Source organism: Shewanella sp. Isolate11, assembly GCF_022398315.1.
Classification (GTDB): Bacteria; Pseudomonadota; Gammaproteobacteria; order Enterobacterales; family Shewanellaceae; genus Shewanella.
The window spans coordinates 674,199-690,013 of the sequence record NZ_JAKEVF010000001.1 but is presented as its reverse complement, the minus strand read 5'-3'; the positions used below and the strand labels follow the sequence as shown (position 1 = coordinate 690,013).

The following is a 15,815-nucleotide window of genomic DNA, read 5'->3' as shown; positions in this document are numbered from 1 at the left end:
CGGCCGCGTATTCTACCTAATGCTAAACAAGCAAACTTTGGTCTAACTCAAACAACCCAGTAAAAATTGAGGGATAAATCACAATAACGACAAATGCAGTTATTGCCCTCACCTAGCCCTCAGCTAAAACGTGAATCCATTCACTGTATCTGCAAAAAAAATCACTTTTCAAAAAAAGTGAACAATTGAAAACATTGTTAAGCAAAAGTAAACAACAAACATCGAAATAATCAAAATTCTTTTTATTCATAAGGTTATACAAACAAAAATACAGTTAACGTTAACGTAAGGTTAAAACGTCAGTAATTCAAAACACTTATAAATAGCAATATTTTATGCATAAATTTGGATTGACCTTTGACTGGGCAAAAGTTAATTTGGTTGGTTCGGGTGCATATCGTTAGCAGCAATTTTCCCCGACGTAGTATTGGTTAGTATTAGGGAGTTTTAATAATGAGCTTGTATCACCCCAGTTTTGAACGGGATAACTGTGGCTTTGGCTTGATAGCCCAGATGGATGGCGAAGCCAGCCATAGAATTGTGCGTACTGCGATCCACGGTCTCGACCGTATGAAGCATCGTGGTGGCATCGCCGCAGATGGCCGTACTGGTGACGGTTGCGGTTTGCTTATGCAACTCCCAATCAAATTTTTCGAGGCTGTTGCCGCCGAAAATGACTGGCATCTTAGCCGTAAGTTTGCCGTTGGTATGTTGTTTCTCAGTCAAGATGACCAAATTGCTAACCAAACCAAACACCTGCTTGAGCGCGAATTAGAAAAGGAAACCTTAAGCGTTGCTGGCTGGCGTGAGGTTCCAATTAATCCAGATGTACTTGGTCCTATCGGCCAAGCCAGCCAACCTCAAATTTGGCAAGTGCTGATCAATGCCCCTGTGGGTTGGCGTGAAAAAGATTTAGAACGTCGCCTCTATATGGCACGCCGTCGTCTTGAGCAGCAAATGACAGATTGCGAAGATTTTTATGTTGCCAGCCTTTCAGGCCAAGTGATCGTTTATAAAGGCTTAATGATGCCTGCTGATCTACCGGCTTTCTATCCCGATCTTGCCGATATTCGCCTGCAAAGTGCTATCTGTTTATTCCACCAGCGTTTCTCAACCAATACTTCACCTAAATGGCCCCTCGCCCAGCCCTTTAGATATCTGGCACACAATGGTGAGATCAACACCATTACCGGTAACCGCCAATGGGCACGTGCTCGTGCATATAAATTCAATGCACCTCTGTTACCGGATCTCCAGCAAGCAGCGCCTTTTGTTAACGAAACCGGCTCAGATTCATCCTCTTTAGACAACATGCTAGAGATGTTGCTTGCCGGTGGTATGGATCTCTACCGTGCAATGCGTCTGTTGATTCCGCCCGCATGGCAAAGTAATCCAGAGATGGATGATGAGCTAAAAGCCTTCTATGACTTCAACTCCATGCATATGGAGCCTTGGGATGGTCCAGCTGGCATTGTAATGACCAATGGCCGTCATGCAGCCTGTGCGGTTGACCGTAACGGCCTGCGTCCATCACGTTATGTGATCACCAAAGATCGCATCTTAACCCTAGCGTCAGAAATTGGCATCTGGGATTACGCCCCAGACGAAGTGGTCGAAAAAGGCCGTGTTGGTCCAGGTGAACTTTTGGTGCTCGATACCTTAAATGGTCAACTCTATTCTTCGTTTGAGATCGATAACGATCTTAAACGTCGTCACCCCTATAAAGAGTGGATGGCGAAAAACAGCCAAACCTTGATCCCTGCCGAGCAGATGCCAAACGAGGCTCAAGGGGTATGCGAATTCTCAAACGACACTTTATTGCAGTATCAAAAGCAATTTGGTTACTCTCGCGAAGAGCTAGAACAAGTAATTTGGGTGCTTGCCGAAAAAGGGGAAGAAGCGATCGGCTCTATGGGCGACGACACACCGATGGCAGTGCTATCGAAAAAGTCTCGAACCCTGTATGACTACTTCCGTCAGAAGTTTGCCCAGGTTACCAACCCTCCTATCGATCCATTACGTGAAAAACACGTGATGTCGTTAGCCACCTGTATTGGCCGCGAGCAAAACCTGTTTAACGAAACCACAGGTCACGCTTATCGCGTCATGTTTAACTCGCCTGTATTGCTTTACAGTGACTTCAGCCAGCTTATGGCACTGGACGCCACTTATTATCGCGCCAACAAGGTTGACCTTAACTATGACCTTAGCGAAGGTCTAGAAGCCGCTGTTAAGCGCATCTGTGATGAAGCAGAACGCCTAGCGCGCACAGGCACTACATTGCTCATCTTGTCTGACAGAGCCACCGATAAGAGTAAGCAAGTCGTACCTGCTGCAATGGCGGTAGGCGCGGTACAACGTGTCTTGGTAGATAAGAGTCTGCGCTGCGACACCAACATCATAGTTGAAACTGCATCGGCGCGTGATCCGCACCACTTTGCAGTATTACTCGGCTTCGGTGCTACAGCCATTTACCCTTATTTAGCCTATGAGAGCATCTCGGCCTTAGCGGTTAACCGTGGGGTCAATGAGACCCAACAGTTAATGCTCAATTTCCGTTACGGTATCGACAAGGGTCTGCGCAAGATCATGTCGAAGATGGGCATCAGTACCGTCGCCTCTTACCGTTGTAGCCAACAGTTTGAAGCTATTGGTCTAGCATCCGATGTGGTTGAACTCTGCTTTAAAGGTGTGATCAGCCGTATCGAAGGTGCTAGTTTCGATCTGCTCGAACAAGATCAACAGAAATTACAGAAGCTAGCTTTCCAAAAACATCAGCCACTGCCACAAGGCGGTTTGCTGAAATATGTCGACGGCGGCGAATACCACTGTTTCAACCCTGATGTTGTCAACACACTTCAAAGCAGCTTGCGTGATCAAAACTACGGAGAGTACAAACGTTTTACCGAACTAGTAGATGATCGTCCTGTTGCTACGCTTCGCGACCTGTTTGAGGTGAAAAGCGATCAGGCAGCAATTGAAGTGGATAATGTCGAGCAACCACAGAGTTTATACCCAAGATTCGATAGCGCAGCCATGAGTATCGGCGCATTAAGCCCTGAGGCACATGAAGCCCTCGCGGTGGCGATGAACCGTCTTGGCGGTCGTTCAAACTCAGGGGAAGGCGGAGAAGATCCTCGTCGCTTTAACTCCGAGCGTAACTCGGCAATTAAACAGGTCGCCTCAGGTCGTTTTGGTGTTACCGCCCATTATCTGGTCAATGCCGAAGTGCTACAGATTAAAGTCGCACAAGGGGCAAAACCCGGTGAAGGGGGTCAGCTACCGGGCCATAAGGTGAGTGTCGAGATTGCAGCACTGCGTAATGCGCGTCCTGGCGTCACACTGATCTCGCCGCCACCGCATCATGATATCTATTCGATTGAAGATTTAGCTCAGCTGATCTTCGATCTAAAACAGATCAATCCTAAAGCGATGATCTCGGTGAAACTGGTTTCAGAGCCAGGTGTCGGAACCATTGCAACCGGTGTTGCTAAAGCTTATGCCGATATGATCACCATCTCAGGTTATGACGGCGGTACGGGCGCAAGTCCTATCACTTCGGTGAAATATGCCGGTAGCCCATGGGAACTTGGCTTAGCCGAAGTACACCAATCTCTGGTCGAAAACGGTCTGCGTCATAAGATCCGTCTGCAAGTGGATGGCGGCTTAAAAACCGGCACCGATGTCATTAAGGCGGCACTTTTAGGTGCTGAGTCTTTTGGTTTCGGTACCGTGCCGATGATCGCGCTGGGCTGTAAATACCTACGTATTTGTCACCTAAACAACTGTGCTACAGGTGTGGCAACTCAGAATCAACAACTGCGTGATAAGCACTACCACGGCTTACCAGAACGTGTCATGACTTATTTTGAGTTTATGGCGCAAGAGATCCGTGAATGGATGGCGGCCTTGGGTGTCAGCGAATTTGAGCAGTTAGTTGGCCGTAGCGATTGGCTACATGCCCTCGAAGGTGATACCGCCAAACAGCAACAACTGGATCTGTCGGCCATCTTGTACAAGCCAAGCGTACCTGCAGGTTGCGCCCTAACTTGGCAAGAAACCAACCCAACATCGGATAAAGGTGCACTAAACCAAACTATCTTAATCGCAGCGAAAGAAGCGGTTGAGCAAGGTGCCCCTTTCGAAAGCCGTTTTGAGATCAACAACACAGATCGCTCTGTTGGCGCCGCACTTTCAGGACATATTGCAACCCATGTTGGACGTGAAGGTGCAAAAGCCCCTGTGCAATTGAACTTCAGCGGTAGTGCCGGCCAAAGCTTCGGTGTATGGAATGCGCCGGGTCTATCACTTAATCTATGTGGCGATGCCAACGATTACGTAGGTAAAGGCATGTCAGGCGGTAAGATCACCATCTACCCAGCCGTAGGCAGCATGTTCCAAAGCGAAAAGAGCGTGATTGTCGGCAACACCTGTCTTTATGGCGCGAGCGGCGGCAAGCTGTTTGCTGCAGGTCAAGCCGGTGAGCGTTTTGCGGTACGTAACTCGGGGGCCATCGCCGTAGTAGAAGGTCTAGGCGATAACGGCTGTGAATATATGACAGGCGGTATCGTTGTGGTCTTAGGTAAAACAGGGGTTAACTTCGGCGCGGGTATGACAGGCGGATTCGCCTATGTGTTTGACCGTTTCGGCCACTTTAATCGCCGTGTAAACCCAGACATGGTTGATACCCATAAGGTTGACTCTGTTATCCAACAGCAGCACCTAAAAGGGCTTATCGAGGAACATCTCGCCGAAACCGGCAGCGAGCACGCCAAGATGTTGTTAAATGATTTTGAAAACTGGATCGATTGCTTCGTATTGGTCAAGCCTAAGAATGTCGCGATTGGCGATCTCTTACGACTCGAACAATCAGAACCAGAACTGTCAGTAGTAGCGGGGTAACTTCAAATGAGCAATGATTTTCAATTTATTGAAGTGGGCCGCAAAGATCCTACTAAACATCAGGCTGAAAAACGGGCAACACAATTTATCGAAATTTACCAGCCCTTCGCTCAGCCTCAAGTAACCGAGCAAGCCGACCGCTGTCTCGACTGTGGTAACCCCTATTGTGAGTGGAAGTGTCCGCTGCACAACTACATCCCTAACTGGCTGAAACTGGCCCAGCAAGGACGTATTTTAGAGGCGGCAGACTTGGTTCACGAGACCAACACCCTTCCTGAAATTTGTGGCCGCGTGTGCCCACAAGACAGATTGTGTGAAGGCGCTTGTACCCTTAATGATGAGTTTGGCGCTGTGACTATTGGTAATGTCGAAAAATACATTACCGATACCGCTATCGAACAAGGCTGGCGCCCAGATATGAGCAAAGTAACTGCTCGTAGCGAGCGCGTAGCTATCATTGGTGCGGGCCCTGCGGGCCTTGGCTGTGCCGATATCTTAGCTCGCAATGGTGTTAAAGCCGTGGTTTATGACAAGAACCCACAAATTGGTGGCCTACTCACCTACGGTATTCCGTCATTTAAGCTCGATAAAGCCGTGATGGCGACCCGTCGCTCGGTACTCGAAGGCATGGGCATCGAATTTAAACTCGGCATCACCGTCGGTGAAGATGTCAGTTTCGATAGCTTACTCGAGCAGTACGATGCCATTTTCTTGGGCATGGGAACCTACACCGCCATGAAGGCTGGGCTAGAAAATGAAGATGCCACAGGCGTCTATCAAGCGCTGCCTTATCTGATTGGTAACACCCATCACATCATGGGCACCGAATCGAGCGAAGCGCCTTACTTAAGTCTTGCTGGACAAAAAGTCGTGGTATTGGGTGGTGGTGATACAGCCATGGACTGTGTACGCACCGCTATCCGTCAAGGGGCTAGCGAAGTGACTTGTGTGTATCGCCGAGACGAAGAAAACATGCCCGGTTCTCGCCGTGAAGTACAAAATGCACGTGAAGAGGGAATTAACTTCCTGTTCAACCGCCAACCCACAGCAATCAAAACCGAAAATGGCAAAGTTGTCGGTATTGAGTGTGTCGAAACCGCACTTGGCGAAGCCGATGAATCGGGTCGTCGTCGTCCACAGCCTATCGAAGGCAGTGGGCAACTTATCGATGCCGATGCCATCATCATCGCCTTTGGTTTCCAACCTAGCCCAGCTAAGTGGTTAAGCCAACACAGTGTAGAACTCGATCAATGGGGACTGGTTGTTGCGCCTAAAGTGGCTGACAATCCATTCCAAACCAGCAACCCTAAAGTCTTTGCTGGCGGCGATATGGTTCGCGGTTCAGATCTCGTGGTGACCGCTATTGCTGAAGGTCGTGACGCTGCCATGGGGATCTTAAACAGCTTTGAAGCTTAACTCGAAAAGCTTTGAAGCTAAATGTACTCAGGCGCTTACCTAAGCGCCAAAGGTTTCTCCCTAACCTTTTTGCTTGTGATTTTGGCGCTTTAACTTTGAAAGAAGTTAAAGCGTTTTTTTTAACCCGAACAAGGTAGCTGTATGTCGTGAGCACCCTTGTGTTTGGATCTGGCATTTTTTGAGAAATGTCCGTATAACAATTCACTAGGCTATGGATTCAACAACAATAAGGAACATTATGAAGTTACTCATCACATCACTTTTGTTACTGACTAGCTTTAATCTCTTCGCCACCCCGACCACAGAAATTGTCAGTATTGAAACGGGCAGCGGAAGATTAGAAGGCACCCTGCTCAGCGATGACTTAAACAACGCAAAAGCCGTGGCATTAATTATCGCAGGTTCGGGGCCAACCGACAGAGATGGCAATAATCCAGCAATGAAAAATAACTCATTAAAAATGCTGGCTGATGAACTGCTAAAAGTCGGAATTTCATCATTAAGATATGACAAAAGAGGCATTGGCCATAGCAAAGATGCGGGGCTAAATGAGATTGACCTGCGTTTTGAAAATTATATTGATGATGCAAAAAGTTGGATTGAATACCTGCATAATTTGGATCGCTTTAAGCAGATAGTGGTCATTGGCCATAGCGAAGGCTCATTAATCGGCATGGTTGCCGCTCAGCAAAAGAATGTCGATAAATTTGTTTCTATCGCCGGCGCAGGGCAGCCGATAGATCAAATCTTACGTGAGCAGTTAAAAGCGCAGCCGCCTGTTGTGTTAGAGCAATCAACACCCATTCTAGATAAACTCTTACAAGGCCAAACCGTTGAAAATGTGCCGCCATTTTTGAATGGCTTATTTCGTCCAAGCGTACAGCCTTATATGATTTCTTGGTTTAAATACGACCCACAAAAAGAGATATCTAAACTGCAGAAACCCGTGTTAATTGTCCAAGGTACTAGCGATATTCAAGTGAGCTTAGCCGATGCAGACAAGCTGGCAGCAGCAAATCAGCGAGCTAAAAAAGTGGTCATTGAAAATATGAATCACATCTTCAAACCATCGCCCCTAGATAAGCAAGCTAACGTGAGTACTTACAATCAACCTGACTTACCGATAAAACCTGAGCTAATTAGTGCAGTTAGCGAATTTATACAAAATTAAATCTAAAAAAGGATTACTAATGAAAACAAAAATCCACAGCAGCATTGTCACCTTTTTCGGGCTAATGATTTTGGGATGCACCTATGTGTCGGCGGCAGAAACAAGTGCAGTGAATCCAGCCATCACACCAATCGATAGAAACGAGCTTCAGTGGTGGAAAGAGCGTCACGCAGCTAAGCTCGCCGAAGTTAAACAAAAGGCCGACAACGTCGAGCTGCTGATGATCGGCGACTCAATTACCCATTGGTGGGAAGAAGACCAAGGCAGCCCAGTTTGGAACAAGTATTACGCGAGCCGTAAGCCATTCAATATCGGTTACGCCGGAGATCGCACCGAACACGTACTTTGGCGACTCGATCATGGCGAAATCGATGGCATTAATCCCAAACTGTCAGTCATGATGATAGGCACCAACAATATCGGCCACGGTTCCAGCACGCCTGAGCAGACCGTTGAAGGTGTGAAGATGATTCTTGCCAGACTCGAGCAAAAACTGCCCGAAACCAAAGTGCTGCTACTGTCAGTATTCCCACGTGGCACAGATGAACATGATGACCTGCGTAAAAAGGTTAACCAGATCAACCTAGGATTACCCGCCTTGGCCGACGGTAAACAGGTGTACTACCTCGACATCGGCTCGAAGTTTGTTGACGAGAACAAGGTACTTCCTAAATCAATAATGCCCGACCTACTGCACCCGAATACCAAAGGCTATGAAATTTGGGCGGAAGCAATAGAACCGAGTGTAGCCAAGTTACTGGAAGATAAGTGAGCTGAACACTCATCAGGGATCTAATTGTTCTTTGCAGTTGTCACTTCAATGTCACTTCAATGTCATTTCTGTAGTGGCATAGTGGATTGGCCTTGGAATGAAGGTTTGGCATTTTTGTTATTTGCTAAGTCGCGGTTGGCGCAGCCTTTTTTGGAAAGGGTGTTTGAAAGTGTGCCTTCATGGCAATCTATCACCTGCGGTGAGCGAGTGTGCAAACACGCTTTTGGCACGCCGCAAGCACGTCCATGTGGGCTCTGCGAAATCATCTGACCTACAAGGAAGTTGGGAATGCCGAAAGATGTCAGGAACATTTTCGGCCATGATTTCGAAGGCCATAAGCGCGTTTACACTGAGTTATTTCATTTCTTCGATTTGACTTCATTTGGTGCGAGTCGCTAATTCAAAAGCTAACTTGGTTTTGCCCCAAACCTACTTAAAGTAGTTACTCTAAGCATTTCTCCAATAGTCCATTTGAACAAGTTTTTCTAATAAATATAAAGGGAGCAAAGTTGCTCCCTTTATTTAATCGGACGATTCTTTAACAGTACTACTTTGCTAAATAATGCTCTTGCATCGCATCAAGATCAACGTCTAGTGTCGCTAAGAAATTATCAATGCCACCGTAGTTTTGATCGATATCCTTAAAGAAAGCTTCAATGTATTCTTGCTTGATTAGCATCGCTTCTGTCATTGCTTCTACACTTGAACTTTCTGGTGACCCCGCCTGTTCGTACATGTATTCAGCCGTGAGAGCTTTATCTTCATACGTGTACTCATTCGACTTCAGGTAATCTTTAATAATGACATCACGTGGCACTCCGAGTGAAGCAAGAACAAGAGCTGATGTCATACCTGCACGGTCTTGACCTGCTGTACAGTGCCAGATTGCGCCAGTCCCCTGTTCAAGTAAATCAAAGGTTTTAGTCCATTGCTGAACTTTATAATCATCGACAACGTAGGCAGAAAGCATGAACTCTGATACGTCACCTGCTAATAAGGCAGCAAAGTATTGTTCCATCATCTCTTCAGCATCCATACCCGCTTGAGCGGCGCCACTGGTTTCATCCATTAATGGGTAGTGGAATGAAGTGATGGTCACTGGTATCGCATCCGGATGGCTTTCGATTTCAGAGCTAGAACGTAGGTCGATAAGATTCAGAATACTTAAGCTTTGTAAAACACCTTGGTCGTCCTCTGTTAACTCGGCTAGTTCGCCAGAACGGAACAACTTTCCTTCTAGTACACGCTTATTATCAGCACCGACATAACCGCCTAAATCACGGAAATTATCTTCACCATTAAGTACAATATGATGCTCATCTGAATAAACGACGTTCGCAGTAGTACCTCCACCGATCAAATAATGCTCTTGCATCGCAGCAAGATCGACGTCTAGTGTAGCTAAGAAATTATCGATGCCACCGTAGTTTTGGTCGATGTCCGCAAAGAAAGCTTCAATGTACTCTTGCTTGATCAGCATCGCTTCTGTCATTGCTTCTACACTAGAACTTTCTGGTGACCCCGCCTGTTCGTACATATATTCAGCCGTGTGCGCTTTATCTTCATACGTGTACTCATTCGACTTCAGGTAATCTTTAATAATGACATCTCGTGACACACCGAGTGATGCAAGAACAAGAGCAGATGTCATACCTGCACGATCCTGACCCGCGGTACAGTGCCAGATTGCGCCAGTCCCCTGTTCAAGTAAATCAAAGATTTCAGTCCATTGTTGAACCTTATAATCATCGACAACGTAGGCAGAAAGCATGAAATCTGAGACATCACCTGCCACCAATGCAGCAAAGTATTGCTCCATCATCTCATCGGCATCCATACCCGCTTGAGCAGCGCCGCTGGTGTCATCCATTAATGGGTAATGGAATGAAGTGATGGTCGCTGGAATCGCATCCGGATCGCTTTCAATCTCAGAGCTAGAACGTAGGTCGATAAGGTTATGAATATTTAAGCTTTGCAAAACATCTTGGTCGTCTTCTGTAAGCTCTGCTAGCTCACCTGAACGAAATAATTTGCCAGAAGCAATGCGTTTGTTATCTGCTCCAACATAGCCACCTAAATCGCGGAAGTTATCTTCACCCGCTAATACAATGTGATGCTCGTCAGAGTAAGAGGCACTCGCTGCTACGATGTCATTTTCTTGTGTGTCGTTATTGCCGTTACATGCAGTCAAAGCCGCAACTGCGGCGCTAATAGTCAGTATTCTGAATTTATTCTGTAAGTTCATTATTTTCCCTAATAACTAACCTAGGTTAGGTAAATCGTATTATTGAATGAGTCGCCATATAGCTTGGCTATTGAAGACGTAGGGCGTAACTTACATTGGGAATGTGACATGTATATGACTGTTTTATTGCGAATATTTCATAATTGACTTTTTATTGTAAAGAGGCCAAATGCTCGGAACGGTATGGTGAGCTGAGAATTGAATGAGTAAACATTTCCCCATTTAAGAACTGCAATGCACTTTTTTCCAATAACAACTTAGGTTTTGACTGTCCGTCCCCACAACATTAAGGTCAAATCGAAGAGATAGATAACTCGGTGTAAACGCGCTTTTGGCCTTCGAAATCATGGATGATTTCGCAGAGCATCCAAGGATGGACTTGCAGCGAGCCAAAAGCGTGTTTGCACAAAAAAACCTGCTGTAGGCAATTCAAAGAAATAAAGGCCAACGTGGCCACCAGCGAATATAAAGCCATGAAGCTTGCCCTGCCAACAAAGAAACTTCTCAACTTGTTTTCCAACAAGCCATCAAGCTTGAGACCCACGATCTCGCCAGCGAACCACTTGTTTGCTATATTAGCGCCCATCTAGCACGAGCATCGTGCCTTCCAACATTACAACAAAGGTCACTATGAAAATCGGTATTATTGGCGCCATGGAGCCAGAAGTTGCTCACCTAATCGCTTCAATGACAAATTCTGAATCGCAAACCATCGCGGGTATCGAGTTTGTTGCCGGACAACTTGAAGGCAAAGAGGTAATTGTCACGCGCTCGGGCATAGGAAAAGTGACCGCTAGCGTAGCAACCACATTACTTATCGAAAAGTATGCCCCCGATTACGTGGTTAACACAGGCTCGGCTGGCGGCTTCGTCGACAGTTTAGCCATTGGCGATATCGTGATTTCATCTGAAGTGCGTCATCACGATGTCGATGTGACCGCTTTTGGCTATGAGATTGGCCAGATGGCACAGCAGCCAGCGGCGTTTATTCCCGATGCCACATTGGTCTCTGCAGCACAAAAAGCCGTGGCCAGCTTAGGCGAAGTGAAAGCCATCGAAGGGCTGATTTGTACTGGCGACAGCTTTATCTGCGACCCTGCCCGTACTCAAACCATGTTAGCGAACTTCCCGACCATGGCCGCCTGTGAAATGGAAGGTGCCGCGATCGCTCAAGTTTGTCATCAGTTTAAGGTGCCTTTCGTGGTGATCCGCTCGCTGTCTGACAACGCCAATAACGACTCGCCAGTTGACTTTGACAGCTATATCGTTAAAGCCGGACACCATTCGGCAATGATGGTCATGGCGCTGCTACAACAGCTTTAATCGTCAGCTAAATATCGCAAAACACAGATGCCAGAGTTTACTGAGCTATTTTTACAAGACAGCCCCCTGTATCAAGGGGCGCTGATCTTGCTTGGGGCAATCGGGCTGGCAAAACTGGCACCACTCCCCAGGCATTTACAGCCTTTTTACTGGTATCAGCAACTGGCGCTCAGCCTAGCAGCCAAGGTCAATCACCCTTCCCGAGCGAATTCACAACAGACAACGGCAGGGTTTCTGTCGATATTATTAATCCTGGTGCCCTTCTGGCTTATCTTAGTGTTTATGCTGCAACTGGCGGCATATCCTTGGTTTTTTGAATTTGCCATTGTCTATTTTTGTCTTGGTGATGACAGCTTTGCCAAAGAGGCCGAGCACTATTCAGCCAGCTTACAACAGGGCAACAAGACGAAAGTACGATTGCAACTTGCCCCTTGGGTTGCAAGAAACACCACAAATTTGTCTGAAGTGGGTCTAAATAAAACTATTATCGAGAAACTGGTTTCAACACCTGTGTATGGCCTAGTTGCTGCTGTGTTGTTTTTTACCCTTGGCGGCGCAGCCCTGCTGTTAGGCGCAAGAATGATTAAACAACTGCAACTGAGCTGGCCATCGACCAATCCTCAGTACGCCTACTTTGGTAAACCTGCATATTATCTGAGTTACGCCCTGTACCTGTTTCCCATGGTGCTGTGGAACTTCACTTTGGCGCTACAAGCTGGGCCTAAAACATTGGCGCGCATGCTTAGACCTACAGTCAGTCCTTCGCCCATAAACCATGTACTGCCCAGCTACGATGTTGCCGCTCACGCACTCAATATCGAGTTAGGTGGCCCGCTGCAATTTGCCAATGGTAAACAGCAGGTTACCGACAAAGTGATGCGCCCTAAGGTCGGCACGCGTCAGGCTCCTGCAGCGACAGACATTTTATCGGCGCTCAAGTTAACTCAGCATGCCAGCCTGATTTGGATAATGGCGGTGATCATTATCCCCACACTCTGGGCAGTTCTGCGTTATCTGCACCATACAATGTAATATTGACCACACTTTAGACAAAACGCATATAGCATGACTAGACAAGCCATATTGGCTTGGTATGATGCCAAGTTATACTGATAACCCTGATGGGTAATTGCATCATTCACCCCACATAGGCGCGACGACTTTGTTTGATAATCTTCATATATCGCTAACGACACCAGCGCTGTTATTCCCCGCAATATCATTGTTACTGCTAGCCTATACCAATCGATTTTTCTCTCTGGCGGCACTTATCCGCAACTTAAGCAGTGACGGCACTCCGGTTCACAGTGGTCAGTTGAAGAATTTACGCCAGCGTATTGTCATCATTCGTCGTATGCAGGAAGCCGGGGTACTCAGCTTTGCCCTTTGTGTCTTGTGTATGATTTTTATCTATATTGGTTTTAATAAAACTGGCTCGCTCATCTTCGGTTCAAGCCTGTTACTGCTGCTCTACTCCCTACTGTTATCAGTGATTGAAATTCGTATTTCGGTCGATGCACTTAATTATCATCTGGAAGAGTTGGATCAATGAGCCAGTGGATCTACTTCTTTGACTTATGTGGCACCGCCGTTTTTGCTCTTTCGGGCGCGTTAGCGGCAGGCCGTCATCGCATGGATCCCTTTGGGGTGATCGTGCTGGCTTCGGTTACGGCCGTAGGCGGCGGTAGTATTCGTGATGCCTTATTAGGTACCACGCCCGTGTTTTGGATCCGCGACCCTAATTACATCATAGTGATCTTAGCGACAGTGCTACTGACATTGATATTTATCCGCAAGCCTAAGAAGGTAAATCAGTACACCTTACCGGTTGCCGATGCGCTAGGTTTAGCACTGTTTACCGTCATTGGTGCAGAAAAAGCCTTAAATCTTGGCCTAAGTGGTATGATTGCTGTGGTTATGGGCTTGATTACTGGTGTCGGAGGCGGCATTATTCGAGACCTGCTCTGTCGTCAGGTCCCAATGATTTTACGTACTGAAATCTACGCTACTGCTTCGATTTTTGGTGGGATTAGTTACACGGTTGCACAGACATTAGGCACGGCAAATAAAGTCTCACTGGCTATAGGTATGGTTAGCGCACTGGTGATTAGGTTAGCTGCCATTAAATGGCATTTGAAACTTCCGGCATTTGATTTAAAGAAAACATAATAATGATTAAGTATTTCCTATTTATTTTCTTCGCCCTTATTCCCGTTACCGCTAAGGCTAACCCCGGTGATATGCCTGCCGAACAACAGATGGCAATCCAATATATTCAGGCTATCACCGACCATGATTACCGCACTCTGGCCTCTTTCTATAATCGCGACAGCGTGTTTGTCGACCGTACGGCCAGCAAAGAATACAAAGGCAGACGCGATATTCTCGAATTCTTCGAACGTGCCCATCGTGGCGTATTAGAATACGATTTTAATATTGAGCACATGTATAACTCGGGTTCATTAGTGGTGATGATAGGCAATTATCATTATCGTGGCCCAGGCAGCCTATTTGGCAAACCAGGTAAGGTGATTGAACTTGCTATTCCTGGAGTGACAACGGTGCAATTAGATCTGGCCAATCACAGGGTCAAAGAGCATGAAGATTTAATGGATTATCAAACCATGCAAGATCAGCTCGCCACTCAATAGCGAGAAAATTTGAACAGAAAAAAGACCTGTTATTTCAGGCCTTTTTTATCTGGTATGACTAAACAAAGATTTACATCAAGGCTTATACCAAGGTGATTTTAGCGAACTTGCGCTTACCCACTTGAAACACCCCAGATTCACCCGCAGTAAGCTGTAGACGAGAATCTTCAATCTTAACGCCATCACGCTTAGCGGCGCCTTGCTTGATCATGCGCATCGCATCAGAGGTTGAATTGACTAAACCAGCTTCTTTAAGCACGTTAGCAATACCAATGCCTTCGCCCGCGTTGATCTCAACCTCTTCGATATCTTCAGGGATAGCTCCCTTTTGGAAACGATTAATAAACTCTTGATGAGCCGCTTCGGCTGCTGCTTCATCGTGGAAGCGAGCAATGATCTCTTTTGCCAATAAGATTTTCACATCTCTTGGGTTTGTCCCTTGCTCGACGTCAGCCCTCAGCTGAGCAATTTCCGTTAATGGACGGAATGACAATAAGTCAAAGTAACGCCACATTAAATCATCAGAAATCGACATGATTTTGCCAAACATCTCACCGGCTGGCTCACTCACACCAATATAGTTGTGCGCCGACTTAGACATCTTCTTTACGCCGTCTAAGCCTTCAAGCAGTGGCATCATGATCACGGTTTGTGGTTTCTGACCTTCGGCTTTTTGTAGCTCTCGGCCCATCAGCAGGTTGAACTTCTGATCGGTACCACCCAACTCAACATCGGCTTTAAGCGCAACAGAGTCATAGCCTTGTAGCAGAGGATACATAAACTCGTGGATCGCAATCGACTGACCCGAAGCATAACGCTTCTTAAAGTCGTCACGTTCCATCATACGTGCCACGGTTTGCTGCGAGGCTAAACGGATCATACCCGCGGCCCCTAATGGTTCTAACCAGCTAGAGTTAAATTCGATACGGGTCTTGGCCGGATCAAGAATTTTATACACCTGCTCTTTATAGGTTTCAGCGTTGGCCAATACCTGTTCGCGTGTCAAAGGCGGACGAGTACTGTTTTTACCACTTGGGTCACCCACCATGCCGGTGAAGTCGCCAATCAAGAAGATCACTTCATGACCTAACTCTTGAAAAGTACGCATCTTATTAAGAATAACGGTATGGCCAAGATGGATATCGGGAGCGGTTGGGTCAGCACCCAACTTAATGCGCAGAGGACGGCCCTCTTTCAGTTTCTCAACTAGGTCCGTTTCGAGTAATATCTCGTCAGTTCCACGTTTAATTTCTGCTAATGCTTGGTCTAAATCAGCCATCTTGGCAGCTACTCCTAACAGCCTATAGGTAAATAATGGGAACCAATGTTACTTGT

General features: G+C 46.7%; 13 protein-coding genes. 9 read left to right on the top strand and 4 right to left on the bottom strand.

The window, feature by feature from the left end:
• Window positions 1-453 precede the first annotated feature (453 nt).
• The 4 genes from gltB to L1D21_RS02975 all read left to right on the top strand — a co-directional run bounded on the left by gltB (window position 454) and on the right by L1D21_RS02975 (window position 8,261).
• The gene (gene gltB / locus L1D21_RS02990) at window positions 454-4,902 is read left to right on the top strand and encodes a glutamate synthase large subunit (protein WP_239843739.1); all 4,449 of its coding nucleotides are present in this window, start codon (window positions 454-456) and stop codon (window positions 4,900-4,902) included.
• Window positions 4,903-4,908: 6 nt separating this feature from the next.
• Window positions 4,909-6,318, top strand: a complete 1,410-nt coding sequence (locus L1D21_RS02985; protein ID WP_239843738.1) for an FAD-dependent oxidoreductase — start codon at window positions 4,909-4,911, stop codon at window positions 6,316-6,318.
• A gap of 238 nt (window positions 6,319-6,556) precedes the next feature.
• A complete protein-coding gene (locus L1D21_RS02980; RefSeq protein WP_239843737.1) occupies window positions 6,557-7,489 on the top strand; it encodes an alpha/beta fold hydrolase in 933 nt (310 codons plus the stop codon).
• 19 nt (window positions 7,490-7,508) lie between these two features.
• Window positions 7,509-8,261: a platelet-activating factor acetylhydrolase IB subunit gene (locus tag L1D21_RS02975; RefSeq protein WP_239843736.1), complete on the top strand. Its 753-nt coding sequence runs from the start codon at window positions 7,509-7,511 to the stop codon at window positions 8,259-8,261.
• A gap of 62 nt (window positions 8,262-8,323) precedes the next feature.
• Here L1D21_RS02975 and L1D21_RS02970 read toward each other — a convergent pair whose 3' ends face one another.
• The 3 genes from L1D21_RS02970 to L1D21_RS02960 all read right to left on the bottom strand — a co-directional run bounded on the left by L1D21_RS02970 (window position 8,324) and on the right by L1D21_RS02960 (window position 11,092).
• Window positions 8,324-8,572, bottom strand: a complete 249-nt coding sequence (locus L1D21_RS02970; RefSeq protein ID WP_239843735.1) for a hypothetical protein — start codon at window positions 8,570-8,572, stop codon at window positions 8,324-8,326.
• Window positions 8,573-8,808: 236 nt separating this feature from the next.
• Window positions 8,809-10,506, bottom strand: a complete 1,698-nt coding sequence (locus L1D21_RS02965) for a tyrosine-protein phosphatase (RefSeq protein ID WP_239843734.1) — start codon at window positions 10,504-10,506, stop codon at window positions 8,809-8,811.
• A gap of 292 nt (window positions 10,507-10,798) precedes the next feature.
• Window positions 10,799-11,092 (bottom strand): hypothetical protein, encoded by a 294-nt coding sequence (locus L1D21_RS02960; protein WP_239843733.1) that lies wholly within the window; start codon window positions 11,090-11,092, stop codon window positions 10,799-10,801.
• Between the two features lie 44 nt (window positions 11,093-11,136).
• Here L1D21_RS02960 and mtnN point away from each other — a divergent pair, with 44 nt between their 5' ends.
• The 5 genes from mtnN (at window position 11,137) to L1D21_RS02935 (ending at window position 14,480) form a co-directional block, all read left to right on the top strand.
• Window positions 11,137-11,829 carry a 5'-methylthioadenosine/S-adenosylhomocysteine nucleosidase gene (gene mtnN / locus L1D21_RS02955; RefSeq protein ID WP_239843732.1) on the top strand — a complete coding sequence of 231 codons (693 nt, stop codon included), beginning with the start codon at window positions 11,137-11,139 and terminating at the stop codon, window positions 11,827-11,829.
• A gap of 27 nt (window positions 11,830-11,856) precedes the next feature.
• The gene (locus tag L1D21_RS02950; protein WP_239843731.1) at window positions 11,857-12,861 is read left to right on the top strand and encodes a cobalamin biosynthesis protein; all 1,005 of its coding nucleotides are present in this window, start codon (window positions 11,857-11,859) and stop codon (window positions 12,859-12,861) included.
• A 130-nt stretch (window positions 12,862-12,991) separates the two neighbouring features.
• Window positions 12,992-13,381, top strand: coding sequence for a DUF2721 domain-containing protein (locus tag L1D21_RS02945; RefSeq protein WP_239843730.1), 390 nt, complete (start codon window positions 12,992-12,994; stop codon window positions 13,379-13,381).
• Window positions 13,378-13,998, top strand: a complete 621-nt coding sequence (locus L1D21_RS02940; protein ID WP_239843729.1) for a trimeric intracellular cation channel family protein — start codon at window positions 13,378-13,380, stop codon at window positions 13,996-13,998. The genes L1D21_RS02945 and L1D21_RS02940 overlap by 4 nt, the downstream gene beginning before the upstream one ends.
• Window positions 13,999-14,000: 2 nt before the next feature.
• Window positions 14,001-14,480: a nuclear transport factor 2 family protein gene (locus L1D21_RS02935; protein WP_239843728.1), complete on the top strand. Its 480-nt coding sequence runs from the start codon at window positions 14,001-14,003 to the stop codon at window positions 14,478-14,480.
• Window positions 14,481-14,562: 82 nt separating this feature from the next.
• Here L1D21_RS02935 and tyrS read toward each other — a convergent pair whose 3' ends face one another.
• Window positions 14,563-15,759, bottom strand: coding sequence for a tyrosine--tRNA ligase (gene tyrS, locus L1D21_RS02930; protein WP_239843727.1), 1,197 nt, complete (start codon window positions 15,757-15,759; stop codon window positions 14,563-14,565).
• Window positions 15,760-15,815: the final 56 nt, after the last annotated feature.